This window comes from Streptomyces sp. NPDC001530 (genome assembly GCF_042894545.1).
Lineage (GTDB): Bacteria > Actinomycetota > Actinomycetes > Streptomycetales > Streptomycetaceae > Streptomyces.
This window is the reverse complement of sequence record NZ_JBIAVS010000001.1, coordinates 132,280-156,131: the sequence shown is the minus strand read 5'-3', so window position 1 is coordinate 156,131 and position 23,852 is coordinate 132,280. Positions and strand designations below refer to the sequence as shown.

Below are 23,852 nucleotides of genomic sequence, written 5' to 3'. Positions count from 1 at the left end.
CTCACTTCGTCGGCATCTGCTGCTGGGCCTTCTCCAGCGCCGCCTTCACCGACGACGCGGTGACCGGGCGTCCGGCCGCCGCGTCGGCGAACAGCCCCTTGATCGCCGTACCGACGGCTGTCTCGAACTGGGACTCGTCGGCGACCTGCGGCAGCGCGGCGGCGCTCTGGGCCAGGGTGTCCTTGAGGACGGCGTTCGACGGGGTGTTGAACGTGGCGTCCGCCTGGGCGGCCTTGACCGGCGGGATCGAGCTGTACGCCGTGTTGAGGATCTTCTGCTCCCCGTCGCTGGTCATGAACTTCACGAACGTGGTGGCGCCGTCGAGGTTGTCGGTGTTCTTGAAGACGGCCAGGTTGATGCCCGCGACCATCGAGTTGACGTTCGTGCCGGTCCCCGGGGTGCCGGACTGCACGGGCACCGGCGCGATGCCGTACGCGTCCTCGCTCATGCCCTGCGACGTGAGGTTGGCGGACGCCGACTGCCACAGCAGCATCGCGTTCTTGCCCTTGGCGAAGTCGCTCACGGACTGGTTCTGCGCGTACTCGGCGTTGCCCGGCGCGATGATCTTGTCCTTGGCCATCAGGCCGACGTACTGCTGGACCGCGGCGACCGCCCCGTCGTTCGTGAAGTCGGCCTTGCCGTCGGCGGTGAAGAAGTCGGCGCCGTGCTGCTTGGCGAAGACGAAGGCGTGGTGGATGTTCTCCGACGGGTTCGAACCCTCCGCGCCCAGGCCCCACTTGCCGCCCTTGGAGAGCTTCTTGCCGTCGGCGATCAGCTCGTCCCAGGTGGCCGGCGGCTTGGCGATGCCCGCGTCGGCGAACATCTTCTTGTTGTAGTAGAGGGCGTACGCCATCGAGTACAGCGGCACCGCGGCCGGGTCCTTGCCCTGCGCTCCGGTCGAGCCGAGCGCCGAGTCGACGAAGCGGTCCTTGCCGCCGATCTTGTCGAAGTTCTTGGCGTTCCACGGCAGCAGCGCCCCGGTGGCCTGCAGGGAGGCGCTCCAGGTGTTGCCGATGTTCAGGACGTCGGGGCCCTGACCGGAGGTGGTCGCGGTGAGGATCCGGTTGAGCAGGTCCGACCAGGGCACGACCTCCAGCTTCACCTTGATCCCGGTCTGCTTCTCGAACTTGTCGAGTTCGGGCTGGAGGACCTTCTTGTCGATCTCGATGCTGGCGCCCTGGTTGGAGGCCCAGTAGGTGAGCGTCTTCGGCGAGTCGTTGGACCCGCCGCCCGTCGAGCCGCCGCCACAGGCGGTCGCGGCGGTCAGCAGGGAGATGGTGACCGCACCGGCGGCCGCGGCTCGTATTCTGCGCATGGCTGCTTGTGTCCCTTTCCCGGAGGGAGAGCCGCGAGAGCCGTGCGCGTTCACTTCCCGAACGACCCTCATGGCTTAATTTAGGACGTGAGTTAAGACCCGGAAGAAAGTCGCGTCAAGGGATCGCGCAGGGGTATCTTGCAGGTCGGGCAGTCCGGAAGGGATTCATATGGCGGGGCGGAACGGACGGACAGTGCGTGACCTGCGGCGGGGCAATCGCACGGCCGTGCTGCAACGGTTGTATTTCGACGGGCCGATGAGCCGCTACGAGCTGGGCCCGGCCACCGGACTGAGTTCCGGATCCATCAGCAACGTGGTCGCCGAACTCGTCGCCGACGGACTGGTCGAGGAGGCCGGCAGCGTCGACTCCGACGGCGGCCGCCCGCGCACCCTGCTGCGCGTCGCGCCCGGCAGCGGCCACATGATCGGCGTCGACGTCGGCGAAACCCGCGTCCGCGTCGAGCTCTTCGACCTGACCCTCACCGAACTCGCCCGCACCGAACGGCCGTTGGAGCGCCAGGGCTACGACGTCGACGTCATCGTCGGCCACATCCGCGACGGCATCGCCGAGGTCCTCGCCGAGGCGGAGATCGCCCCCGAGCGGCTCCTCGGCGTCGGCATCGGCGTCCCCGGCATCGTCGCCCGCACCGCCGAGCGCGGCGCGGTCGTGCACGGCCAGACGATCGGCTGGGACGCCGTCCCGCTCGAATCCCTGCTCCGCTCCGCCTGCGAACTCCCCGACACCGTCCCGTACTTCGCGGACAACGGCGCCCGGACCCTCGGCCAGGCCGAGATGTGGTTCGGCGCCGGACGCGGCGCCCGCAACGCGGTCGTCGTCCTCTTCGGCTCCGGCGTCGGCGCCTGCCTCGTCACGGAGGAGGTGGAGAACGGCCGGTCCGTCGAGTGGGGGCATCTGACCGTACGGGTCAGGGGGCGCCGCTGCCGCTGCGGCGCCCTGGGCTGTCTGGAGGCGTACGCGGGCGCCGAGGCGCTCCTCGACCGCTGGCGCGAGGAAGGCGGACGCCCCCCCGAGGGCACCGACGAGGAGACCGCGCTCACCGCGATGCTCGCCGCGGCCTATCCGGCCGGGGACGGCGAGCCCGACCCGGTGGCCCTCGCCGTCCTGGAGGAGACCGCCGAGTACCTGGGCGCGGGCCTGTCCGACCTGATCAACCTCTTCCAGCCCGAGCGGATCCTCATCGGCGGCTGGGCGGGCCTCCAGCTCGGCACCCGCTTCCTGCCCGCGGTACGCCGGTACGCGGCCTCGTACGCCCTGCGCTACCCCGCCGAGCGCGTCTCCATCGACCTCGGCAAACTCGGCCCGGACGCCGTCACCGTCGGCGCCGCGATCCTGCCCCTGGCCGACTTCTTCGCGCGCGGCGGCCGGCGCGCCGAGCCCGTACAGGAGGGCAGGTCACCCGCCTGGCGCACGGCCCTGGAGGAGCGCGCTCCGCACTGATCCCGTGCGGGCGGTTTCGCTGGTCACCCCTGCGGTACTCGCGCCGGGCCCAAGACGGCCCGGCCAGCGTGTGCGGGCCGCGCCGACCTGCTGAAGAATGGAGTGCCGTGACCGAACAGCGACTGGAGGGTCCCGGCGAGAACGGTGAGCCGATCCCGCGGGACATGCCGGACCAGCAGGCGTACGAGGACGAGGAAGACCCCTGGGACGCGCGTCCCGCTTCGGGAGGCGCCGACGAGGACACGCCCGCCACGGACGTCCCGGACACGGACGAGGCGGGCACGGGCCGACAGGGCACCCCGCGCTCGGACACCGTCCACCCCGAGCACCCGGACCCGGACGAGTCCTCCGGCTGACCCGGGCAAGGAGACCCCAGGGAGACCGCATGGGCATCACCGACCGGTTCCGCGGCTGGCCCGTCTACCGTCAGCTCACCGGCGAGGACCGCCTGGGCCGGGGTGCCGCCGTGAAGTCCCGGCAGACCGACCAGCTGCGGCCCCGTACCGACACCGCCGACCGGGTGACGCGGTCCGTCTGCCCGTACTGCGCGGTCGGCTGCGGCCAGCAGGTGTACGTCAAGGACGACAAGGTCGTCCAGATCGAGGGCGACCCCGCCTCGCCCGTCAGCCGTGGCCGCCTCTGCCCCAAGGGCTCCGCGACCCTCCAGCTCACCACGGGGCCGGCCCGGCGCCACCAGGTCCTGTACCGGCGCCCGTACGGCACCGAGTGGGAGCCCCTCGACCTGGACACGGCCATGGACATGGTCGCCGACCGAGTGATCCGGACCCGGCGCGAGACCTGGGAGTGGGAGCGGGACGGCGTGCGCACGGCCCGCACGATGGGCATCGCCAGCCTCGGCGGCGCGACCCTCGACAACGAGGAGAACTACCTCATCAAGAAGCTGCTGACCGGCCTCGGCGTGGTCCAGGTGGAGAACCAGGCCCGGGTCTGCCACAGCTCCACCGTCGCCGGACTCGGCACCTCTTTCGGCCGCGGCGGCGCCACCACCTTCATGCAGGACCTCCAGCACTCCGACTGCATCGTCATCCAGGGCTCCAACTACGCCGAGGCACACCCCGTCGGCTTCCAGTGGGTGATGGAGGCCAAGGCCCGCGGCGCCCGCATCATCCACGTCGACCCGCGCTACACCCGCACCAGCGCGCTGGCCGACCTGTACGTCCCGATCCGCGCGGGCAGCGACATCGCCTTCCTCGGCGGGATCATCAACCACGTCCTCACCGAGGAGAAGGACTTCCGCGAGTACGTCCTCAACTACACCAACGCCGCCACCCTGGTGAGCGAGGACTTCCGCGACACCGAGGACCTCGACGGAGTCTTCTCGGGATTCGACGAGGACAAGCGGCACTACGACCCGCACAGCTGGCAGTACGAGGGCGTGGAGGTGCAACAGCCCACGGGCGACGTCGACGAGCAGTACGAGGACCGGGTGCGCGCGGCGGGCGGCGCAGAGACCCACGGTTCCGGCGGCGCCCGCACCGGCCACCGCGCGCCCACCGATCCCACCCTCCAACACCCGCGCTGTGTCTACCAGGTCCTCAAACGGCACTTCGCCCGCTACACCCCCGAGATGGTCGAGGAGGTCTGCGGCATACCCCGCGCGACCTTCCTGCGCGTCTGCGACGAGCTGACGTCCAACTCGGGCCCGGACCGCACCAGTGCCTTCGCCTACGCGGTCGGCTGGACCCAGCACTCGGTCGGCTCCCAGTACATCCGCGCCGCGAGCATCCTCCAGCTGCTGCTCGGCAACATCGGCCGCCCCGGCGGCGGCATCCAGGCCCTGCGCGGCCACGCCTCCATCCAGGGCTCCAGCGACATCCCGACCCTCTTCAACCTGCTGCCCGGCTATCTGCCCATGCCGCACGCCCACGCGCACATGGACCTCGACGCGTTCGTCACCGCGAGCCGCACCGAAAAGGGCTTCTGGGCCAACATGCGGGCTTACTTCGTGAGTCTGCTGAAGGCCTACTACGGCGACGCCGCCACCCCCGACAACGACTTCTGCTTCGACCACCTCCCGCGCCTGACCGGCTCCCACTCCACGTACGAGACGGTCATGGCCCAGCTCGACGGCGTCTGCAAGGGCTACTTCCTGATGGGCGAGAACCCGGCCGTGGGATCCGCCAACACCCGTCTCCAACGCCTCGGCATGGCCCAGCTGGACTGGCTGGTCGTCCGCGACTTCTCGCTCATCGAGTCCGCGACCTGGTGGCAGGACGGCCCCGAGATCGAGAGCGGCGAGCTGCGCACCGAGGACATCGGCACGGAGGTCTTCTTCTTCCCGGCCGCCTCCCACACCGAGAAGTCCGGCTCCTTCACCAACACCAACCGCTGGGTCCAGTGGCACTACGCGGCCGTCGAGCCCGAGGGCGACGCGCGCAGCGACCTGTGGTTCACGTACCACCTCGGCCGCCGCATCAAGGAGAAGCTGGCCGGGTCGACGGACCCGATGGACCGGCCCATCCTCGACCTTGCCTGGAACTACCCGCTGAGCGGACCGCTGAAGGAGCCCGTCGCCGACGCCGTGCTCGCCGAGATCAACGGCCACGGCCCGGACGGGAGCCCACTCAGCGCGTACACCGAGCTCAAGGACGACGGCTCGACGCGCTGCGGCTGCTGGATCTACTGCGGGGTGTACGCCGACGGCGTCAACCAGGCGGCCCGCAAGAAGCCCGAGTGGGAACAGGACTGGGTGGCCGCCGAATGGGCCTGGGCCTGGCCCGCCAACCGGCGCATCCTCTACAACCGGGCCTCCGCGGCCCCCGACGGCACCCCGTGGAGCGAGCGCAAGGCGTACGTCTGGTGGGACCGGGACGCCGGGAAGTGGACCGGCCACGACGTCCCCGACTTCGTACCCGACCGTGCCCCCGGCTTCGTACCGGACGAGGACGCGACCGGTCCCGACGCGCTGCGCGGCGACGACCCGTTCATCATGCAGGCCGATGGGAAGGGCTGGCTGTACGCCCCCGCCGGACTGGAGGACGGCCCGCTGCCCACCCACTACGAGCCGCAGGATTCCCCGTTCACCAACGCCCTGCACCCCTCGACGCCGCGCTCTCCGGTGCGCCGGCTGATGCCGCGCGAGGGCAACCGCTATCACCCCAGCGGTGACGAACCGGGCGCGGACGTCTACCCGTACGTCGTGACGACCCACCGCCTGACCGAGCACTTCACCGCGGGCGGTATGAGCCGCTGGTCGTCCTATCTGTCCGAGCTGCAACCGGAACTCTTCTGCGAGGTCTCCCCGCAGCTGGCCGCGGAGCGAGGTCTGGAGCACGGCGGCTGGGCGACCGTCATCACCGCGCGCAACGCCATCGAGGCCCGCGTCATGGTGACCGAGCGGATCCGGCCCCTGACGGTCCGGGGCCGCACCGTCCACCAGATCGGCCTGCCCTTCCACTGGGGTCCCAACGGAGTGTCCGCCGGCGACGCGGTCAACGAACTGGTCGCCATCGCGCTCGACCCCGACTCGCACATCCAGGAGGACAAGGCCCTGACCGCCGACATCCGCCCCGGCCGTCGGCCGCGCGGGCCCGATCTGCCGCGTCTGGTCGCCGAGTACCGCCGCCGCGCGGGCATCACCGCCACCACCGGAACGGAGGCCCGGAAATGAGCGAGGAACGGGTCGGCTTCTTCACCGACACCTCCGTGTGCATCGGCTGCAAGGCGTGCGAGGTGGCCTGCAAGGAGTGGAACGCGATCCCGGAGGACGGCCTCTCGCTGACGGGCATGTCGTACGACAACACCGAGGCGCTCGGCGCGTCCACCTGGCGGCATGTGGCGTTCATCGAACAGCCGAGGCCTCAGGGACGTACGGAACTGCCGCTCGCCGACGGCGATGTGGGAGGTGAGATGCGCTGGCTGATGTCCTCCGACGTGTGCAAGCACTGCACGCACGCCGCCTGCCTGGACGTGTGCCCCACCGGATCGCTGTTCCGCACCGAGTTCGGCACCGTCGTCGTCCAGGAGGACATCTGCAACGGCTGTGGCTACTGCGTACCCGCCTGCCCGTACGGCGTGATCGAGCAACGCCCCGCCGACGGACGGGCGTTCAAGTGCACCATGTGCTACGACCGGCTCGGCGTCGGCCAGGAACCGGCCTGCGCCAAGGCGTGCCCGACCGAGTCCATCCAGTTCGGTCCGCTGGACGAATTGCGGGAACGCGCCGCGCTCCGCGTGGACCAGCTCCACGAGGCCGGCGTCACCGAGGCCCACCTCTACGGGCACGACCCCGAGGACGGGGTGGGCGGCGACGGCGCGTTCTTCCTGCTCTTGGACAAGCCGGAGGTCTACGGACTGCCTCCGGACCCCGTCGTCACCACCCGCGACCTGCCCACCATGTGGAAGCACGCGGGCGCGGCCGCCCTGTCCCTGCTGGGCGGCGTCGCACTGTCGTTCGCGATGGCACGGAAGGGGCGCCGATGACCAGCTCCCGGAGCACAAGCCCACAGGAACCCCGGCGACGCGGGCCGGGGCGTGGACGTCGTGGGGAACAACTCATGGTCCCGCGCGCCGAGTTCGAGTCGTACTACGGCCGCCCCGTCATCAAGGCACCGGCCTGGGCCGCCCGGGACATCGCGGGATACTTCTTCCTCGGCGGCCTCGCCGGCGCGGGGTCGGTGCTGGCGGCGGGCGCGCACCTGACCGGTCGTACCACCACGGCCACCGCGATGAAGGTCTCCTCGCTCACCGCCGTCTCGCTCTCCGCCGCCGCGCTCATCCACGACCTGGGACGCCCGGACCGCTTCGCGAACATGCTCCGGGTCTTCAAACCCACCTCGCCGATGAGCGTCGGATCGTGGCTGCTGAGCGCGTACGGGCCTGCGGCCGGGGCGGCCGCCGTCAGCGCGGTGACGGGCCGGCTGCCGCGGGTCGGGGCCACCGCGACCGGCGCCGCCGCACTGCTCGGACCGGGCGTCGCGGCGTACACCGGAGTCCTGGCGGCGGACACGGCCGTGCCCGCGTGGCACGGCGCCCACCGCGAACTGCCCTACCTCTTCGCCGCGTCCGCGACGGCCGCCGCCGCGGGCATGGCCCTGGTGGCCGGCCCGACCTCCGAGAACGCCCCCGCCCGCTGGGCCGGCGCGCTGGCCGCGCTCGCCGAGCAGGCGGTCACCGAGGCCACGGAGCGGCGGCTCGGGCTCGTCGCGGAGACATACCGGGAGGGCAGGGCGGGCACGCTGCTGCGCACGGCCCGGGCCCTCACCGTGGCGGGTGCGCTGGGCGGGGCCGTCCTCGGCGGCCGGTACCGCGCCGCCTCGGCCCTGTCCGGCCTCGCCCTGCTCGCGGGCTCCGCCTGCACCCGCTTCGGCATCTTCGCCGCGGGGATCGCCTCGGCCGAGGACCCGAAGTACACGGTGGTTCCGCAGCGTGAGCGGGTGGAGCAGAGGCGGTAGGCGCCGCAGCGGGCGGTGCGCGACCCGTGCCGCGGCCGGTATATGACCTGGGGGGTAATCGACGCGTCGGCGGGCTCCCGGAACCATGAAGGACGTACCACTCGCCCCTCATGTCACCGGATTCCGGGAGGTTTCCCATGCCGTACTTCGAGAGCCCCGTCGATGGCGCCCGCCTCCACTTCGTCGACTACGGGCCCGCTGCCGGGCAGGTGGTCGTGTTCGTCAACAGCGCGTACTTCGGCACGGAGATGTGGGAGTACCAGATGCTGCCGCTCGCCGAGGCCGGGTACCGGTGCGTCGGGTTCGACCGGCGCGGGCACGGCCGGTCCGACGACGCGTGGGGCGGCTTCGACCTCGACAGCCTCGCCGATGACGTCGACGGGCTGCTCCGGCACCTCGATCTGCGGGAGGTGACACTGGTCGGTCACTCCGTGGGGACCGCCGAAGTGGTGCGCTGTCTGACCCGGCACGGTGTCGAGCGGGTGGCGAGGGTGGCGCTGGTCGCGGGCATGGCGCCGGGGCCCGCGCGGTCCGCGGACCACCCCGCAGGCGTCGACCCGGCGCTCATCGAGGCCGGCAACGAGACGTTCCGACGCGACCGGGCCGCGTTCTTCGCGGAGGGTGCCCGCGCGTTCTTCGCCCTCGACCTCCCCGGCAACGACCTCTCCGAGGCATATGTGCAGTCCATGGTCGACCGATGCCACGGAGCGACCGCGCGCGCCGGGACGGCCCTGAGCGACCTGGTCGTCACCCTGAACGTGGCCCCCGAGCTGGCCAAGCTCGACCTGCCCGTCCTCGTCGTCCACGGCACGCACGACGCGTCGGCGCCGCTGGATCTGACCGGCCGTCGGGCGGCTCAGCTGCTGCCCGACAGCACGCTCAAGGTCTACGAGAACGCGGGCCACGGCCTTTTCGCCACGCACGCCGAGCAACTCACCGACGACCTACGGGAGTTCATGGCCCGCGGCTGACGCCGCCCGGACGTCACGCGAACGCGTTCACCCCGGTCAGCTCCGCGGACAGCTGCCACAGCCGCGCGGCCTGCTCGGGGTCGATCGCGTGCTCGCATACGCCGACGCGCGTGCCGTCCGCCGGAGCGGGCTCGGCGATGTCGCAGTCCTCGCAGTACACGCCGCCCATGCCGGTCAGCTGCGGCGAGGTCGCGGCCCACACCTGGGTGGCCGCGCCCTGCTCGGGCGTCTTGAAGGCCTCGGGGTGCAGCACGGTGCCGTTCTCGTCGATCCAGCCGCGCTCGACCATCTCCTGCTTCTCGAGGTGACGCTGGAGGGGGGTGAGGATGCCGCCGGGGTGCAGGGAGAAGGCCCGTACACCGGAGTCCCGCCCGAGCCGGTCGAGGTGCACGGCGAACAGCACGTTCGCCGTCTTCGCCTGGCCGTACGCCTCCCACTTGTCGTAGCCGTGCTGCCAGTGCACGTCGTCCCAGCGGATGCCGGAGAAGTGGTGACCGGCGGAGGACACGGCGACGACCCGCGCTCCGCCCGGCTCGATCGCCGGCCAGAGCCGGTTCACGAGCGCGAAGTGGCCGAGGTGGTTGGTGGCGAACTGGGTCTCCCAGCCGGGCCCGACCCGCGTCTCCGGGCAGGCCATGATCCCGGCGTTGTTGATGACGATGTCGAGGGTGCGGCCCGAGGCGAGGAACCGCTCGGCGAAGGCGCGCACGCTGTCCAGGTCGCCGAGGTCGAGCTCGTCCACCTCGACGCCGTCGACCAGCGCCTCCCGGGCGACGGCCGGGCGCCGCGCCGGGACGACGACATGGGCCCCCGCCTTGGTGAGCGAGCGCGTCGTCTCCAGACCGAGGCCCGAGTAGCCGCCCGTGACGATCGCGAGCTTTCCGGAGAGGTCGATGCCCTGAAGGACGTCGTCGGCGGTGCTCCGGGCACCGAAACCCGAGCCGATCTTGTGCTGTGCAGTGGTCATGCGCCGCACGCTACGAATTGGAGCGGACTCGAAGTCAAGCGGACACCACCGTCCAGGTGGTCGGCCTCCGGGCACACACTCGGAAGGCGGCCTCGGGGCAAAGACTCGGCGGACGGCCTCCGGGCACACACTCCGGGCATGACGTGGGCAAAGAAAAGACCCCGACCGGACGGGGGAATCTCGGTCGGGGCCGTCTGTGGTGGGCACGGATGGCGGTCGCCTCTCGGCGAAAGGCTCCACAGGGCTTCAGCCGAACGATCGTCCCTGTGGGCAAAAGGTGAGGCCCGGGGACACTGTCCCATCCGCACCCACGGATCGTTCAACGGGAAACTACCGGCGAGTGTTCCCTGGCAGGGCGGTTTGCGTGGTGACGTGCGTCACGGCGCCGCTCCAGGCGGCCCCATGCAGGTCAGGGCTTCCTGGCCACCGCGCCGAACTGCGGGACCACGACGGGGGAGCCGGACTCGGCGCGCCACTGCGAGCACGAGACGATTCCCGGTGCGACCGGATCCAGGCCGTCGAAGAAGGCCGTGACCTCCGTGCGGCTGCGGGCGGTGATCGGCGGCGTGGCGTTCTCGTTCCAGAACTTCATGGCGGCGACGTTGCCCTCGCCACCGAGGTCGGAGTCGGTGGTGGGGTGCGTGAGAGCGAGATAGCTTCCGGAAGGGACCGCGGCCATGATCCGCCGCACGATGTCCTGCGCCTGCCCGGTGTCGAGGACGAAGTTCAGGATGCCCAGCATCATGACCGCGACGGGTCGGCCGAGGTCGAGGGTCGCGGTAACTCCCTCGACGATGCTGTCCGGACGGTGGACGTCGGCGTCGATGTAGTCGGTGCTTCCCTCGGGCGTGCTGGTCAGCAGCGTACGGGCGTGCACGAGCACGAGGGGGTCGTTGTCGACGTAGACGATTTTCGACTCCGGCGCGATCCGCTGGGCGATCTCGTGGGTGTTGTCCAGAGTCGGCAGTCCGGTGCCGATGTCCAGGAACTGCCGCACCCCGCAGTCGGCCGCCAGATACCGCACCGCGCGGCCCAGGAAGTCGCGGTCGGCGCGGGCCACGTCCCGGATCACCGGGAACATCGCGGCGACCTGGTCACCGACCACCTGGTCGACCTCGTAGTTGTCCTTGCCGCCGATCCAGTGGTTCCAGACCCGGGCGTTGTGCGCCACGCCGGTGTTCACCCGGGCCGAACCGCCCACCGGGCCCTCGCTCTCACTCACGTCGTCCCCTCTCCACATCCCCATGAGATTGTCCTGGGCCGAATAAACCAGACCCGAGGGGACCACGTCAGCGGCTTGGCGCGCGGGCCGGAGTCTCCCGGTCCGCGGCCCAGGTCAGCAGCTCTTCCGCGCTCCACGTGGTGATCACGCGCTCGGCGGGCACCCCGCACTCCTCGGCCCGCGCGCAGCCGAGGAGCTGCCAGTCGAGCTGGCCGGGGGCGTGCGCGTCGGTGTCCACGGAGAACAGCACGCCCGCGTCGACCGCCCGGCGCAGCAGCCGGCGGGGCGGGTCGAGCCGCTCGGGGCGGCTGTTGATCTCCACGGCGGTCCCGGACTCCGCGCAGGCCGCGAAGACCGCGTCCGCGTCGAATGTCGACTCGGGCCGGCCGCGCTCGCCGAGCAGGCGGCCGGTGCAGTGCCCGAGCACGTCCGACAGCGGATTGCGGACGGCGGCGACCATACGGCGGGTCATCGACCTCGCGTCCATGCGCAGCTTGGAGTGCACGGACACGACCACGACGTCCAGCCGGCCCAGCAACTCCGGCTCCTGGTCGAGCGATCCGTCGTCGAGGATGTCGCACTCGATGCCCATGAGCAGCCGGAAGGGAGCCCACTGTGCGTTGAGCTCCGCCACCACGTTCAGCTGCTCGCGCAGGCGCTCCGGGGACAGGCCGCGCGCCACCGTCAGCCTCGGCGAGTGGTCCGTGAGCACCGCCCACTCGTGTCCGAGCCGTGCCGCCGTGCGGCCCATGTCCTCGATCGGGCTGCCGCCGTCCGACCAGTCCGAGTGCAGATGACAGTCGCCGCGCAGCAGCGCCCGCAGCCGCTCACCCCCACGGGCGAGCGACCCCGCGGCCTCCCGCTCCAGCTTCTCCAGATAGCCGGGGACCTCACCGGCCAGCGCCTCGCGCACGACCTGCGCCGTCTTCGGCCCGATGCCCTGGAGCGACTCCAGCGACCCGCCGGCGGCGCGCTGCGCCACCTCGTCGGCGGGCAGCGCGGCCACTACGGCCTCCGCGGTGCGGAAAGCCCGTACGCGATAGGTGGGAGCCTGGGCCCGCTCCAGCAGGAACGCGATCCGGTCCAGGGCCTCGACGGGATCCATCGGCACCTCCTCGCTCCGCCTCCCCCCAGCGTTGCCCAGCCGTCGTCGGCCCGCACGGCGGAGGGACCCGCCCTGCCGCAGGGGCTCCGCCCGGCCGCTCACCTGGCTGGACGAACACGCTGATTCCGGCCGTCCGGCCACACGAGGAGCGGCTGCGACGGGGGCGCTCGAACGCCCCCTCAGCTGACCCGCGGTAACCGTCTTACGCTCTAGTTATGACCGAAAGCGCGAGCCCCCATATCTCCCACCCGCGGATCATGGTGCTCAAGGTACAGCCGGGCACACCGCCGTTCCGGATCATGGAGATCGACGGCGAAGTGGTCGGCGAGGCCAAAGCGATCACCGATGTCCTCGAGGCCGCCGCGGCCTACGGCATCACGGTGCACGACCTCGACGACCCGGAGGTCGTCCGCTGGGTGGGCGGCGACAAGCTCACCTGGAAGCCGCGCTGACACCGGGCGGCGCCCGGGCGCCGCCCGGCGGGCCGGGGAGAGCCCCGGAAGCGCCGGGCGGGGCCCAGGACATCCGGCCGTGACACGGCAGCGCCTGGTGGTGACGCCTCGGCGCCGGGTTGTGACGCCGGGTGCCCGGCCGTGAGGCGGTGACGTCCGGCCGTGAGCGGCAGTGCCTCGCTGGGACTCGCGAGCGCCCTGCCCCTGCCCGGCCCGTCCGCCCGCACCGGCGCGCGAAAGCCCGTAGCGGCCCGCGGAGCGCGCGGACCTGTGGGTCTCGCGCCGGTGTGAGCTGCGAGGGGACGAACGCCCCTCCGGACCCCAGCAAAGCCGGGGGCCGTGCGCCGGGGGTCGCGCCTGCGCACAGGGCGGTGGCGGCGAGGGCGGCTGCGGGCACGCCTCCTGGGCCAACCACGGCATCTCGGGACCGGGCGTCAAGGACCACGTCAAGGTCTACGAGGACTCTTGGACGGGCGGCGACATGACGATCTGCCTCACTCCGGGAGAGGAGGTCGGCTACAACGGCGTCGCCAACGACCGGGGCGACTCGCGCACCTGGGCCATGAGCTGCTGACCGGCTGAGTCCAGCCGAATCCGGCTGGATTCGGCTGGTGCCGGCCGGTGCCGGCCGACCGGTTCCGTCCGCCCGCGGTGGGAGCCGCGGGCGAGCAGTCAGGCAGGCGTGTGCCGGGGCGAGGCGGATGAGTGCCGGGTCCGTGCGGAGGGTCCGGCCGGCACACCCAGCCCGCCGGACCCTCCGCCCGCCCGCCCGAGCGGTCTCTCAGCCCACCGTCCACTTCTGGTTGGCTCCACCGGAGCACGACCAGATCTGCAACCGGGTGCCGTTGGCCGAGTTGTTGCCGGTGACGTCCAGGCACTTGTCGGCCTGCGGGTTCACGATGTCGTGGGCCGCGGTGACCGTCCACTTCTGGTTGGGGCCGCCGGTGCAGTCCCACAACTGGACGGTCGAGCCGTCCGCCGTGCCATTGCCGGTGACGTCCAGGCACTTGCCCAGTGCGCGCAGCGTGCCGTCCGAGGACACGGTCCACTTCTGGGCGGCGGTGCCGTTGCAGTCGTAGAGCTGAACGGGGGTGCCGTTGGCAGGGTTCGCCCCGGCCACGTCCACGCACTTGCCCGCGAGGCCCGTGATCGGGACGCCGGTGCCGCCCGAGCTGTCGCCCGTCGTCACCTTCACCTCGTCCACGACGAGCTGCTGCGGAAAGACGGTGGAGCCGTCGGGGTCGCCCGGCCAGTAGCCGCCGACCGCGAGGTTGAGGATCAGGAAGAACGGCTTGTTGAACACCCACGAGTTGCCGCCCAGATCGGCGGGCGTGCGCCGCTGGTAGACCGTGCCGTCCACCGACCAGGTGATCGAGCCGGGTGCCCAGTCGACCGCGAAGGTGTGGAAGGCGTCCGCGAAGGCCTGGCCGTTCGGCAGGGAGTACGCGGCGCCGATGCCGCCCGAGCCGGAGTACCCGGGACCGTGGATCGTGCCGTGCACGGTCGACGGCTCGTATCCGACGTTCTCCATGACGTCGATCTCGCCGGAGTTCGGCCAGCCGACCTGCCCGATGTCGTTGCCCAGCATCCAGAACGCGGGCCACATGCCCTGCCCGCGCGGAATCTTCATCCGGGCCTCGACATGGCCGTACGTCGTGGTGAACTTCCCGGCGGTGTTCAGCCGGGCCGACGTGTACTGGCACGTTCCGTACCAGCACTGGTAGTTGGCCGGATTCTCCTTGCGGGCGGTGATCACCAGATGGCCCTGGCCGTCCAGGGCCGCGTTGTTGCTGCCGGACGTGTAGTACTGCCGCTCGTGGTTGTTGACGTTGTCGCCGGTCTCGATCTGCCACTTGGACGAGTCGACGGCCGAACCGGCGGGGCCGTCGAAGGTGTCCTGGAACGTCACGGCCGCGGCAGCCGCTTGGGGGCCCGCGTGGGCGGGCGCGACGGCGGCGGACGCGACGAGCACGGCGGACAGTGCGGCGAAGAGGCATCTTCGGAGCAGGCGCGGGGAGTCCATGACTCTCCCTTCCGTACGGCGACCCGGGGGACGGGTGCGCCGACTGAGGTGGGGGGTGCATGCTTCGCCTCTTGATTTAAGAAGTGAGGTAAGGGGGTGTCAAGACTCTGGTACGGACCATTACTTGAGGTGACGTGTCAGGAGCGGCGAGGACTCTTGGGGTGCACCGCCCGGCCGAGCCGGCGCCCCAGCAGCAGATAGCCCACCAGCGCTCCGGCCGTGTTGAGGATGACGTCGTCGATGTCGAAGGCGCGCCCGGTGATGACCGCGCCCTGGACCAGCTCGACGAAGAGCATGACCGTCGCGGTGAGCAGCGCAACGCGCAGGATTCCCCGCGTCCTTGGTGCCAGCACGGGCAGCAGCACGCCGAAGGGCACGCCGAGCAGAAGGTTCCCGCCGATCTGCTTGACGGCGTCGCGCAGCGCCGGCTGGGAGAGGTAGGCGTGCAGGGAGCGGCCGGGGTGGATGTTGCTGTGGGTCAGTGCCTCCGACGCCGGGGACGGCTCCAGCGTCAGCCGGGCCAGCGCGGCCGCGAACGCCACCATCGCCGAGAACGCCAGCACCATGACGAGGAGTCGTACGGGAAGCGGGAGCGATGCTCGCTCCCGCTCGCGTGTTGCCGGTGTGCGGCGGCCGGACTTCGCGGCACGCGTGCGTAACCCCGTACGAGCCATGCGATCCTCCCGGTTTCAACTGCCTTCTGGTGAAAGGCGGTTACCCGCATCGGAGGCATCGATGCCGAGCCGCACCGCGACTGGGGGAGCTGTGAACCAAGGGGTGTCGTGAGGCAGGTCCGGCGCGCCCCTTCGCCGCCCGGCCGGTTTCCCTTCGCTCTGTCAGGGCACTCCGGGAGCCTGCCTCTTCGCGCGCCGCTGCCTCGCCGAGGTGGGGCGATGCTTGGATGGCAAACCGAACATATCCGTCCGAAGCGGCGATCGTGGGACTGCGGAGGTGGCTCATCAACCGACAGGCGATGCTCGGGGCCGCGCTCGAAGTCCTGGCGTGGTGGGCCGCCCTGGCCGTGTTGTGGCTGGTTCTCATCAGCACGGTGGACACGCTGGAACTCGTCGTGGGGGTGGCCACCGCGCTGGTCAGTGCCGTCGCGGCGTGGGCTGCGCGGCGGGCGGTGAGCGGGCGGTGAACGGCTGGACCGTCGCGGCGACGGCCGTGCTCGCCGGGGGAGTCGGGGCCACGGTCCGGGGCGTTGCCACCGGGCCGCTGCGGCGCCGCGTCGTCGCGCAGAACCTGTCCACGTCGCTGGCCTGCCCCGGTCTGCTGCTTCTGGCCCAGGGCTACGACCGGCCGTCGTACGTCGATCTCGCCCTGGTCCTCGCCCTCCTGGGCCCGGTCGGCACCCTCGTCTTCGCCCGGCTGCTCGCCGAGGACCTGGAGCAGGACCCGCCGAAGGCCCAGCGGGTCACGTACGCGGTCGCCGGGTTGGGAGGCGGGGTCGTGCTCGTGCTGTGCGCGGCCGCCGGGCCCGGCCGGGCGATGGTGAAGCTCCTGGTCACCGGCGCGCTGCTGATCGGCGGGAACCTCGTTGCGTCACGGGCGCTGTCCGGCGGATTCGCGAGGAACCGCCATGGATGACCCGCTCATCGTCGTCGCGCTGCTGCTGGTGGCGGCCTGCGCCACCGCGGCCGTCGCGGTGCGCGATCCCGAGCGCCAGGCCCTTGTGCTGGCGGTCCTCGGCACGACCCTGGCCGTCCTGTTCACCGTGCTGCAAGCCCCTGACGTGGGCCTCTCCCAGCTGGCCGTGGGCTCCGCCCTGACCCCGCTGTTGCTGCTGCTGTCGGTGCGCAAGGTCAGACGGCGCGAGCGGAAGCAAGGCGAGCGGAAGGAAAGCGAGCGGAAGCCGGGCAAACGCAAGCAAGGCGAGCGGAAGGAAGGCAAGGTGCGGTGACGCGGCGCGTACGGCTATGGATCCTGGCCCTGGGCGGCGCGGGCCTCGCGGCGCTCCTCGTCGCCGCCTGCCTGAAGCTGCCCGCGTTCGGTGGTGCCTCGCACCCGTACGGGGACCGGGCAGTCCGCGCGTCGCTGGACCGCCGCACCGCCAACACCATCGCGTCCGTCAACTTCGACCAGCGCGCCCTCGACACCCTCGGCGAGATGGGCATCCTCTTCGCCTGCGTCCTCGGCACGGTCGTCCTGCTGCGCCAGACCCGCGACGAGCGGCGCGCGAAGCCGGAACCCGCGTACGTGGCGCTCCCCGTGCGCCGCTACGCGCTGATCGTCCTGCCCGTCGCCCTCCTCACCGGCCTGTACGTCATCGCCCATGGACAGCTCAGCCCGGGCGGCGGCTTCCAGGGCGGCGTCGTCGCGGCGACCGCCCTGCATCTGCTCTACCTCGGCGCCGACTACGGCGCCTTGGAACGGATCCGGCCGGTGGGCCTGTACGAGGTCGGTGACGCGCTCGCCGCGTGTGCCTACCTGGTCACGGGTGTCGCGGGGCTGATCGGCGGCACCGCGTTCCTCGCCAACACCCTTCTTCCGTACGGCACGTTCAACACGCTGTCGTCCGGCGGGACCGTCCCCCTCCTGAACGCGGCCATCGGCATGGAGGTCGCCTGCGCGGTCGTCGTGCTGCTCGCCCGCTTCCTGGACCAGGCCGTGGAGATCGAAGAGGGGAGTGCGAAGTGATGTCCGTACTGCCGTATCTCGTCGCCGTGTGGATCTTCCTCGTCGGCTGTTACGGGATCGCCACCAGCCGGAACCTCATCCACGCCGTGGGCTGCCTCGCGGTCTGCCAGTCCTCCACCTACGTCCTGCTGCTGTCCGTCGGCTACCGCGACGGCGGCACCGCGCCCGTGTACTCCGACGTCAAGCCCGGATCGCGGCCCGTGGTGGACCCCGTCGTGCAGGCCCTCGCCCTCACCGACGTGGTCGTCGGGGCCACCGTCACCGCGCTGCTGCTCGCCCTCGTCCTGCAGATCTCCAAACGCCACGGCACCGTCGACCCCGACGCACTCTCGGAGCTGCGCGGCTGATGAATCACCTGCTGCCGTTGCTCGTCGCCGTACCGCTGCTCGGGGCCGGACTGCTCGTCGCGGGCGGCCGCCGACTCCCGCGCGCCGCCGCCGAGACGGTGGGCTGCGTCGTCTCCGCGGGCACGGCGGGACTGGCGATCGTTCTGCTGCTCAACTCCTCGCCGCCGATGACCGAATGGGTGGGCGGCTGGGTGCCGAAGGAGGGCCAGAGCGTCGGGATCGTCCTCGTTGGGGACGGGCCGGGGCTCGGCATGGCCGCGCTCGCCTCGCTGCTGACGATGGCGGCACTGGCGTACTCCTGGCGCTACTTCGAAGAACCGCCGCGCCGCCATGTCGGCTCCTTCCCCGCCCTGATGCTGCTCTTCCAGGGCGGCATGTGCGGCTTCGCGATCACCGGGGACCTCTTCGACGCGTTCGTGTTCTTCGAGTTGATGAGCGTCGTGGCGTACGCGCTGACCGGCCATCGTGTCGAGGAGGCGAAGGCCGTGCAGGGCGCGCTGACCTTCGGAGTCGTCAACTCCCTCGGCGCGTACGCCATGTTGCTGGGCATCGGGATGCTGTACGCGCGCACCGGCGAGCTCGCCATGGTGAAGATCGGCCGCGGCCTCGACCAGTACGGCGGGCCCGACGCGCTGACCCTCGCGGCCTTCGTGCTCGTGCTGACCGGACTGCTGGTCAAGGCCGCGGCCGTGCCCTTCCACTTCTGGCTGCCGGACGCGCACGCGGTCGCGCCGACACCCGTGTGCATGCTGCTGTCCGGGGTGATGGTCGAACTCGGCGCGTACGGCGTCTGGCGGGTGTACGGGACGGTCTTCTCCGGGCCCGGCGGGATCCCGGCGGCCGACCTGGAGCGCGCGCTCATCGTCCTCGGCGTGCTGACGGGCGTGGTCGGCGCGGTCATGTGCTGGTACCAGCGCCATGTGAAACGGCTGCTGGCGTATTCGACGGTCGCCCACATGGGACTCTTCTTGATCGGCATCGGACGGCTCACGCCCGAGGCGGACGACGGGGTCGCGCTCTACATCCTCGGGCACGCCGGGGTGAAGGCCGCCCTGTTCGCCTGCACGGGCATCCTGCTCGACCGGTACGGCAGCGTCGACGAACACGCGCTGCACGGACGTGCCCGGCAACTGCGCGGCGTCGCCGTGCTGTTCGTCGTCGGCGGCCTGGGACTCGCCGGACTGCCGCCCTTCGGCACCGGGCTCGGCAAGGCCGTCACGGAGGAGGCGGTCGGCGGTCCGCTCACCGCGCTGTTCGTCGTCGTGTCGGCGGTGACCGCGGGCGCTGTGCTGCGCGTCGCCGCGCGGGTGTTCTTCGGTCTCGGCCCCAAGCCGAAGGACGAGTCGTCGTACGAGACCACCGGCTCCGGTGAGGAACCGGAGACCCGGCACCGGCTGAAACGGGTGCCGGACACGATGACGGCGGTTCCCGCGCTGCTGCTGGCCGCGTCCCTCGCCGTCGGCGTGGCGCCCGGCTTCGCCGCCGTGGTCGGGCACGCGGTGAGCGAGGCAGGGTCCGGCGGGGCGATCACCTCGCCCCACTGGACCCTCGCCGGGGTGCTCCTCGACCTCACTTCGACCGTGCTGGCCCTCGGCCTGGCAGCGCTCGCCGTGACCCGCCCGGGGCTGCTGGGGGAGCAGCCCTGGACCGGGCCGCTGCGGCGCCTGCAGTCCGGCCACATCGGCGACTACGTGGCCTGGATGCTGGCGGGCGCGACCCTGCTGGGGGCCCTGGCACTGCCGGGGATTCTGAGTGGCTGAGCGGGTCTTCCCGCCAGGTGTCCGGGCGTGTGGTGCCCTAGGCGTTCGGCGCCTTCGCGTACTCCTTTGCCATGCTTCCCGCGAAGTCGTACACGACGACCTGCTCGTCGCCCACGACCCATGCGTCGTGTCCGGGCGGGCAGACGAAGACATCGCCCGGTCCGACCTCGCCCTCGCCGCCTTCGTCCATGCGGAGGTGCATGCGTCCCTGGACGACGTAGCCGTTGTGGTGGATTTCGCAGCTCTTGGTCCCCGCGATGGGCCCCACGGACTCCGTCCAGCGCCAGCCGGGTTCGAAGGTTGCCACGGCGAAGTCGAGGCCGGTCAGGTGGACCGCTTCGAGGTGGCCGCGGGGGAAATCACGCCGTTCATCCGGCTTTTCGACGGTCTTGATCTCCAGCATGACGGCTCCTCCCTTCGGTTGCCCCTCTCCATCGTCTGCCCGCGGCCGGGGGACTGCCATCCGGGAAGAAGGTCTCTGACGGGCGGTTGCCCCGCGGGGTGTGGGAGCGCTTCCATGGATGCCATGTCCATGCCACTCAGTGCAGGAAGACCCCTCCGGTCCGCACTCGGCGTGCTGCTCGCGGCGCTGGTCCCGTTACTCGCCGCGGTGCTGCTCACCGCGCCCCCGCCCACCGCCGCGCCCGCCGTTTCCGCCGCACCCGCGGCCCCCCCACCGCGTCCCTCGCCGAGGTGACGAACTTCGCCAGCAACCCCAGCAACCTCCAGATGTACCTGCACGTGCCCGACAGCGTCACCGCTCACCCGGCGGTGCTGGTGGCCAAGCACTACTGCACCGGCTCCGGTCCGGCGACGTACTCCGGCACCGAGTACGCCTCTCTGGCCGACCGCTACTGCATGGCGGCCCGCGTCCTCACCTTCTTCGGCCTGGACAGCACTGGTCCCGCGCCCCAACCCCAGCCGGGCGGCTGTCGGGTGGCGGTCACGACCAATGCCTGGGACACCGGCCTGACCGCCTCCGTGACCCTCACCAACACCGGCACCACCGCCGTCACCGGCTGGCAGCTGGGCTTCACCCTTCCCTCCGGCCAGACCATCACCAACGGCTGGGGCGTCGGCTACGCGCCGGCCACCGGAACCGTGACCGCGACCAACGCCTCGTACAACGGCACGATCGCCCCAGGCGGCGCCGTCACCATCGGCTACCAGGCAAGCCATACCGGCAATTTCGCCGCTCCCCTCGCCTTCACCCTCAACGGCTCGGCCTGCACTGTCACGTGACCTCGATGGGTCAGGCGCCGTAGGTGACCGTCACCTCCTTGAAGCCCAGGGAGCGCAGGAGACCTTCCAGCATGCCGGTGGTGTTCGCCTCGGCGCGCGCGGTGAGGCGGCTGTCCTTCGCCGCCTCACCGATGTGCTTCACCGCGAGCTTCTGTACGGCACGCTCGCTGTTGGGGTTGTCGGAGAAGAGATCGCCGAGCCGATCCAGCAGACCGCGCTGCTTGGAGACGGCGTACGAGTGGTCGGCGTCGAGAGCGGGCTTGCCCAGCGCCGCGTGGGGGAGTTGGAGCGTGGCGGACGTACGGTCGTCGTTGACCGTCACGTCGTTCTTGTCGAGCCGGCCCAGGTCGACGTACGCGTCGACGGTGCCCGCACCTACGTACAGGGTGCGGGTGCCGCGGATCGCGTCCGGCAGGTACTTGGCGTCCTTCTCCAGGTCCACGACCACCTGGAAGTTGCCCGAGGCGGCGTCGTAACGGCTCATGTCCTGGATGGACTTCAGGAGCGCGGGCCCCGACCGGTCGTGCGTCTCCGTGCCGAACAGGTCGCGCAGCCCCGGCAGCACGCTGAGCCGCAGCCCGGCGAACAGCACCACGAGCACCAGCACGATCGCGGTGACCACTTTCGCCCAGCCGGGCATCCTCCGCTTGGTGGACGTCGAGGGGGGCGTCTGCTTGATGGACGTCGTCATGTCGACAGTCCTCCCTTCTCTCCCGCGAGTGCCCCCCAAATCCCCTGTCAGAACGCCCTGTTGGACATCTGTGGACCTGATGGCCCCCTGCGCCGACCGCAGTTCGCTGTACGCCGATGACGCATCGCGTCTGCTGGGGATACGGAATCTGGGGGTTGCCCTACACCCGTCGGCCTCCCGGCCGCAGTACTCGATCCCCCGACACCCGCGACCACCACACTCCCTCCCCGTGCGTCAGCCCCGGCAGCCGCAACTCGACGTCCCGCACATGCCGGGCCGGCAGCTCACCGGTGACCAGCCAGGCGGTACGCCCTCCGGTCGTCTCCTTGAAATCCGCTCCACAGGAGGCGAGTTGAGCCGTCACCGGAGCCAGCGCGTCGAGCGGGAGCTCCACCTCGAAAGCGTGATACGGCTCGTACACGCGCGTCCCCGCCCGCTCCAGGGCCCGGCGCAGCACGATCGGGGTGAGTCCGCGGAAGTCGCCGGCCGTGCTGATCGGTGCCGCGAATCCGGAGCGGACGAGGGTGACCCGGTAGTCCGTCACCGGCCAGCCGTGCGGACCGGTGAGCAGGGTCGCGTGGACGGTGTCCTCGATCGCCTGGTGGAACGCCCGGGGCAGGGCGCCGAGTTCGGTCTCGTACGTGAAGACGCCGCCGGAGCCGCGCGGTCCCGGCTCGACGCGCAGCCCCACCGTCGCCCAGAACCCGATGTGCCCGTGCCGCTGGATCTCCTCATGCGCCTCACCGGTGCCCTCCGGCCGCTCCAGGAACCGCACCGTGCTCGGCTCGAAATCGGCCTCGATGCCGAAGTCCTGGGCGAGCGTGGCCGCGAGGACCTCCTTCTGGACCTCGCCGTAGAGCAGCAGCGCGGTGCTGCCGGATGCGTCGGGCCTGGCGTGCATCAGCGGGTCCTGGTCGGCCAGCGTGAGCAGGGCGGAGCGCAGCGGGGCGGCCTGGGCGGGACGCTTGGCCCGTACGAGCGTCTCCAGCGTCGGAGCCGCGAATTGGGGTGCGCGGTCGGTGACATGGCCCAGGCGGTCGCCGACGCGGATGCCGGCGACGCCTTGGAGCGCGGCGATGTTGCCCGGGGTGAGGGAGGCGGCTGCGGGCTGCCCGATCACCTCCAGGCCGAGCGCGCGGCCGGGCACCCGCGTGGTCCGGCCGTCGGCCTCGCGGCGCAGGAAGGTGAGTCGCTGACGGGGCGTCACCTCACCTTCGTGCAAGCGCAGATACGCCGTTCGCTCGCCGCCCGGTCCGGGCCGTACGGCGAAGACCGTGCCGCGCGGCTCATCGGCACGGGGGGCCGCCGGGCGGGGGATCAGCCGGACCACGCCCTCGACGAGCTCGGCGACTCCCTGTCCGCCGAGCGCGGATCCGAAGAAGACCGGATGAATCGAGCCGTCGGCGGTGCGCGCGGTGAGGGCGGCCCACAGCTCGTCCCGCGTCGGCGGCGGGCCGTCCACGAGGGCGGCCAGGACGTCGGAGTCCACCTCGGCGAGCGTCCCGGCCGCGAGGTCGTCCAGCGGGCGGGGCCGGACACGGGCGGCCGAGGTGCCGATGTCCGTCACGCGCGCGAGCGGGACGGCGTACGGGGTGAGGCGGCGCCGGATGTCGTCGAGGAGACCCTCCCCCCGTGCCCCCGCCCGGTCGATCTTGTTGACGAAGACGAGGGTGGGCAGCCCGAGCCGCCGCAGGGTCTTCATCAGGACGCGGGTCTGCGCCTGGACGCCCTCGACGGCGGAGAGCAGCAGCACCGCCCCGTCCAGGACCTCCAGGGCGCGCTCCACCTCGGCGATGAAGTCGGAGTGCCCGGGGGTGTCGATCAGGTTGATCTGGACGTCCCCGGCGCCGAGGACGTCTCCGGCGTGGAAGGCGGCGACGGCCGAGCGGATGGTGATGCCGCGCTGCCGCTCGATCGCCCCGTCGTCCGTGCGGGTGTCCCCGGCGTCGACGCTGCCGAGCCGGTCGATGGCGCCGCTGTCGAACAGCAGCCGCTCGGTGAGGCTGGTCTTACCGGCGTCGACGTGGGCCAGAATTCCGATGTTCAGGGTGTGCATGCGGGGTCGAGTCCTCGAGAACAGTCGTCCGGTGGGGGCGCTGAGACGTTCCGAGGAATCGGCGCATTCGGTTCTCCTGAATTCGAGGGGGGTGCTGGCACGGTCATCATGGCGCGGTCCGGGTGGCCGTCCGCAACCGAATTTTCCCCCCGTTCGAGTGTCCGAAAGGTGCCCAGTAGCATGAGGTA

At 71.3% G+C, this 23,852-nt stretch carries 22 protein-coding genes and 1 pseudogene; 14 read left to right on the top strand and 9 right to left on the bottom strand.

Annotation, left to right across the window (positions count from 1 at the left end; genetic code table 11):
- Position 1 precedes the first annotated feature (1 nt).
- Positions 2 to 1,315: an ABC transporter substrate-binding protein gene (locus tag ACFY0T_RS00740; protein ID WP_388863422.1), complete on the bottom strand. Its 1,314-nt coding sequence runs from the start codon at positions 1,313 to 1,315 to the stop codon at positions 2 to 4.
- A gap of 169 nt (positions 1,316 to 1,484) precedes the next feature.
- Here ACFY0T_RS00740 and ACFY0T_RS00735 point away from each other — a divergent pair, with 169 nt between their 5' ends.
- The 6 genes from ACFY0T_RS00735 to ACFY0T_RS00710 all read left to right on the top strand — a co-directional run bounded on the left by ACFY0T_RS00735 (position 1,485) and on the right by ACFY0T_RS00710 (position 9,159).
- Positions 1,485 to 2,774 (top strand): ROK family protein, encoded by a 1,290-nt coding sequence (locus ACFY0T_RS00735; protein ID WP_388863420.1) that lies wholly within the window; start codon positions 1,485 to 1,487, stop codon positions 2,772 to 2,774.
- A 107-nt stretch (positions 2,775 to 2,881) separates the two neighbouring features.
- Entirely contained in the window at positions 2,882 to 3,130 is a 249-nt protein-coding gene (locus tag ACFY0T_RS00730) for a hypothetical protein (RefSeq protein WP_388863418.1), read from the top strand.
- 29 nt (positions 3,131 to 3,159) lie between these two features.
- Positions 3,160 to 6,405, top strand: coding sequence for a formate dehydrogenase (gene fdh, locus ACFY0T_RS00725; protein ID WP_388863416.1), 3,246 nt, complete (start codon positions 3,160 to 3,162; stop codon positions 6,403 to 6,405).
- A complete protein-coding gene (locus ACFY0T_RS00720; RefSeq protein WP_388863414.1) occupies positions 6,402 to 7,217 on the top strand; it encodes a 4Fe-4S dicluster domain-containing protein in 816 nt (271 codons plus the stop codon). Before fdh ends, ACFY0T_RS00720 begins: the two co-directional genes overlap by 4 nt.
- Before the next feature lie 74 nt (positions 7,218 to 7,291).
- Entirely contained in the window at positions 7,292 to 8,188 is an 897-nt protein-coding gene (nrfD, locus tag ACFY0T_RS00715; protein ID WP_388863412.1) for an NrfD/PsrC family molybdoenzyme membrane anchor subunit, read from the top strand.
- Positions 8,189 to 8,325: 137 nt separating this feature from the next.
- Positions 8,326 to 9,159, top strand: coding sequence for an alpha/beta fold hydrolase (locus ACFY0T_RS00710; protein WP_388863410.1), 834 nt, complete (start codon positions 8,326 to 8,328; stop codon positions 9,157 to 9,159).
- Positions 9,160 to 9,172: 13 nt separating this feature from the next.
- On the opposite strand, the gene ACFY0T_RS00705 is transcribed toward ACFY0T_RS00710, so the two are convergent.
- From ACFY0T_RS00705 to ACFY0T_RS00695, 3 genes are all read right to left on the bottom strand, one after another.
- Complete coding sequence (locus tag ACFY0T_RS00705) at positions 9,173 to 10,126, bottom strand: SDR family NAD(P)-dependent oxidoreductase (protein WP_388863408.1); 954 nt, start codon at positions 10,124 to 10,126, stop codon at positions 9,173 to 9,175.
- Positions 10,127 to 10,535: 409 nt separating this feature from the next.
- On the bottom strand, positions 10,536 to 11,348 hold the full coding sequence (locus ACFY0T_RS00700; RefSeq protein WP_388863406.1) for an SAM-dependent methyltransferase: 813 nt from the start codon (positions 11,346 to 11,348) through the stop codon (positions 10,536 to 10,538).
- Between the two features lie 67 nt (positions 11,349 to 11,415).
- Positions 11,416 to 12,453 (bottom strand): PHP domain-containing protein, encoded by a 1,038-nt coding sequence (locus ACFY0T_RS00695; protein ID WP_388863404.1) that lies wholly within the window; start codon positions 12,451 to 12,453, stop codon positions 11,416 to 11,418.
- A gap of 215 nt (positions 12,454 to 12,668) precedes the next feature.
- Here ACFY0T_RS00695 and ACFY0T_RS00690 point away from each other — a divergent pair, with 215 nt between their 5' ends.
- Positions 12,669 to 12,905 (top strand): hypothetical protein, encoded by a 237-nt coding sequence (locus tag ACFY0T_RS00690; RefSeq protein ID WP_388863402.1) that lies wholly within the window; start codon positions 12,669 to 12,671, stop codon positions 12,903 to 12,905.
- Positions 12,906 to 13,686: 781 nt separating this feature from the next.
- Here the strand turns inward: ACFY0T_RS00690 and ACFY0T_RS00685 are convergent.
- Together ACFY0T_RS00685 and ACFY0T_RS00680 are read right to left on the bottom strand one after the other, a co-directional pair.
- Positions 13,687 to 14,928 carry a ricin-type beta-trefoil lectin domain protein gene (locus ACFY0T_RS00685; RefSeq protein WP_388863400.1) on the bottom strand — a complete coding sequence of 414 codons (1,242 nt, stop codon included), beginning with the start codon at positions 14,926 to 14,928 and terminating at the stop codon, positions 13,687 to 13,689.
- Positions 14,929 to 15,065: 137 nt separating this feature from the next.
- Positions 15,066 to 15,602 (bottom strand): VanZ family protein, encoded by a 537-nt coding sequence (locus tag ACFY0T_RS00680; RefSeq protein ID WP_388863398.1) that lies wholly within the window; start codon positions 15,600 to 15,602, stop codon positions 15,066 to 15,068.
- 227 nt (positions 15,603 to 15,829) lie between these two features.
- Between ACFY0T_RS00680 and ACFY0T_RS00675 the strand changes: the two genes are divergently transcribed.
- The 6 genes from ACFY0T_RS00675 to ACFY0T_RS00650 are packed head-to-tail and all read left to right on the top strand — an operon-like array spanning position 15,830 to position 19,675.
- Positions 15,830 to 16,069: a hypothetical protein gene (locus ACFY0T_RS00675; RefSeq protein WP_388864223.1), complete on the top strand. Its 240-nt coding sequence runs from the start codon at positions 15,830 to 15,832 to the stop codon at positions 16,067 to 16,069.
- Positions 16,066 to 16,518, top strand: a complete 453-nt coding sequence (locus ACFY0T_RS00670; RefSeq protein ID WP_388863396.1) for a monovalent cation/H+ antiporter complex subunit F — start codon at positions 16,066 to 16,068, stop codon at positions 16,516 to 16,518. Before ACFY0T_RS00675 ends, ACFY0T_RS00670 begins: the two co-directional genes overlap by 4 nt.
- Positions 16,511 to 16,831 (top strand): Na(+)/H(+) antiporter subunit B, encoded by a 321-nt coding sequence (locus ACFY0T_RS00665; RefSeq protein ID WP_388863394.1) that lies wholly within the window; start codon positions 16,511 to 16,513, stop codon positions 16,829 to 16,831. Before ACFY0T_RS00670 ends, ACFY0T_RS00665 begins: the two co-directional genes overlap by 8 nt.
- Positions 16,828 to 17,568 (top strand): MnhB domain-containing protein, encoded by a 741-nt coding sequence (locus ACFY0T_RS00660; RefSeq protein WP_388863392.1) that lies wholly within the window; start codon positions 16,828 to 16,830, stop codon positions 17,566 to 17,568. Before ACFY0T_RS00665 ends, ACFY0T_RS00660 begins: the two co-directional genes overlap by 4 nt.
- Positions 17,568 to 17,915, top strand: coding sequence for a sodium:proton antiporter (locus tag ACFY0T_RS00655; protein WP_388863390.1), 348 nt, complete (start codon positions 17,568 to 17,570; stop codon positions 17,913 to 17,915). Before ACFY0T_RS00660 ends, ACFY0T_RS00655 begins: the two co-directional genes overlap by 1 nt.
- Positions 17,915 to 19,675, top strand: coding sequence for a complex I subunit 5 family protein (locus ACFY0T_RS00650; protein WP_388863388.1), 1,761 nt, complete (start codon positions 17,915 to 17,917; stop codon positions 19,673 to 19,675). Before ACFY0T_RS00655 ends, ACFY0T_RS00650 begins: the two co-directional genes overlap by 1 nt.
- 37 nt (positions 19,676 to 19,712) lie before the next feature.
- Here the strand turns inward: ACFY0T_RS00650 and ACFY0T_RS00645 are convergent, their stop codons facing one another.
- The gene (locus ACFY0T_RS00645) at positions 19,713 to 20,078 is read right to left on the bottom strand and encodes a cupin domain-containing protein (RefSeq protein ID WP_388863386.1); all 366 of its coding nucleotides are present in this window, start codon (positions 20,076 to 20,078) and stop codon (positions 19,713 to 19,715) included.
- A 129-nt stretch (positions 20,079 to 20,207) separates the two neighbouring features.
- On the opposite strand from ACFY0T_RS00645, the pseudogene ACFY0T_RS00640 reads away from it, so the two are divergent.
- A pseudogene (locus ACFY0T_RS00640) lies at positions 20,208 to 20,917 on the top strand (cellulose binding domain-containing protein).
- A 10-nt stretch (positions 20,918 to 20,927) separates the two neighbouring features.
- Here ACFY0T_RS00640 and ACFY0T_RS00635 read toward each other — a convergent pair.
- Entirely contained in the window at positions 20,928 to 21,608 is a 681-nt protein-coding gene (locus ACFY0T_RS00635) for a DUF4230 domain-containing protein (RefSeq protein WP_388863384.1), read from the bottom strand.
- A gap of 160 nt (positions 21,609 to 21,768) precedes the next feature.
- The gene (gene otr(A), locus ACFY0T_RS00630) at positions 21,769 to 23,664 is read right to left on the bottom strand and encodes a tetracycline resistance ribosomal protection protein Otr(A) (protein WP_388863382.1); all 1,896 of its coding nucleotides are present in this window, start codon (positions 23,662 to 23,664) and stop codon (positions 21,769 to 21,771) included.
- Between the last annotated feature and the right edge of the window lie 188 nt (positions 23,665 to 23,852).

What these genes read in the sequence shown, in the direction of transcription:
- ACFY0T_RS00645 (WP_388863386.1), bottom strand. Translation starts at nt 20,078, where the DNA reads ATGCTGGAGATCAAGACCGTCGAAAAGCCGGATGAACGGCGTGATTTC.
- ACFY0T_RS00735 (WP_388863420.1), top strand. Translation starts at nt 1,485, where the DNA reads ATGGCGGGGCGGAACGGACGGACAGTGCGTGACCTGCGGCGGGGCAAT.
- nrfD (WP_388863412.1), top strand. Translation starts at nt 7,292, where the DNA reads ATGGTCCCGCGCGCCGAGTTCGAGTCGTACTACGGCCGCCCCGTCATC.
- ACFY0T_RS00740 (WP_388863422.1), bottom strand. Translation starts at nt 1,315, where the DNA reads ATGCGCAGAATACGAGCCGCGGCCGCCGGTGCGGTCACCATCTCCCTG.
- ACFY0T_RS00665 (WP_388863394.1), top strand. Translation starts at nt 16,511, where the DNA reads ATGGATGACCCGCTCATCGTCGTCGCGCTGCTGCTGGTGGCGGCCTGC.
- ACFY0T_RS00720 (WP_388863414.1), top strand. Translation starts at nt 6,402, where the DNA reads ATGAGCGAGGAACGGGTCGGCTTCTTCACCGACACCTCCGTGTGCATC.
- ACFY0T_RS00635 (WP_388863384.1), bottom strand. Translation starts at nt 21,608, where the DNA reads ATGACGACGTCCATCAAGCAGACGCCCCCCTCGACGTCCACCAAGCGG.
- ACFY0T_RS00650 (WP_388863388.1), top strand. Translation starts at nt 17,915, where the DNA reads ATGAATCACCTGCTGCCGTTGCTCGTCGCCGTACCGCTGCTCGGGGCC.
- ACFY0T_RS00685 (WP_388863400.1), bottom strand. Translation starts at nt 14,928, where the DNA reads ATGGACTCCCCGCGCCTGCTCCGAAGATGCCTCTTCGCCGCACTGTCC.
- ACFY0T_RS00710 (WP_388863410.1), top strand. Translation starts at nt 8,326, where the DNA reads ATGCCGTACTTCGAGAGCCCCGTCGATGGCGCCCGCCTCCACTTCGTC.
- ACFY0T_RS00695 (WP_388863404.1), bottom strand. Translation starts at nt 12,453, where the DNA reads ATGGATCCCGTCGAGGCCCTGGACCGGATCGCGTTCCTGCTGGAGCGG.
- ACFY0T_RS00655 (WP_388863390.1), top strand. Translation starts at nt 17,568, where the DNA reads ATGTCCGTACTGCCGTATCTCGTCGCCGTGTGGATCTTCCTCGTCGGC.
- ACFY0T_RS00675 (WP_388864223.1), top strand. Translation starts at nt 15,830, where the DNA reads ATGGCAAACCGAACATATCCGTCCGAAGCGGCGATCGTGGGACTGCGG.
- fdh (WP_388863416.1), top strand. Translation starts at nt 3,160, where the DNA reads ATGGGCATCACCGACCGGTTCCGCGGCTGGCCCGTCTACCGTCAGCTC.
- ACFY0T_RS00705 (WP_388863408.1), bottom strand. Translation starts at nt 10,126, where the DNA reads ATGACCACTGCACAGCACAAGATCGGCTCGGGTTTCGGTGCCCGGAGC.
- ACFY0T_RS00690 (WP_388863402.1), top strand. Translation starts at nt 12,669, where the DNA reads ATGACCGAAAGCGCGAGCCCCCATATCTCCCACCCGCGGATCATGGTG.
- ACFY0T_RS00680 (WP_388863398.1), bottom strand. Translation starts at nt 15,602, where the DNA reads ATGGCTCGTACGGGGTTACGCACGCGTGCCGCGAAGTCCGGCCGCCGC.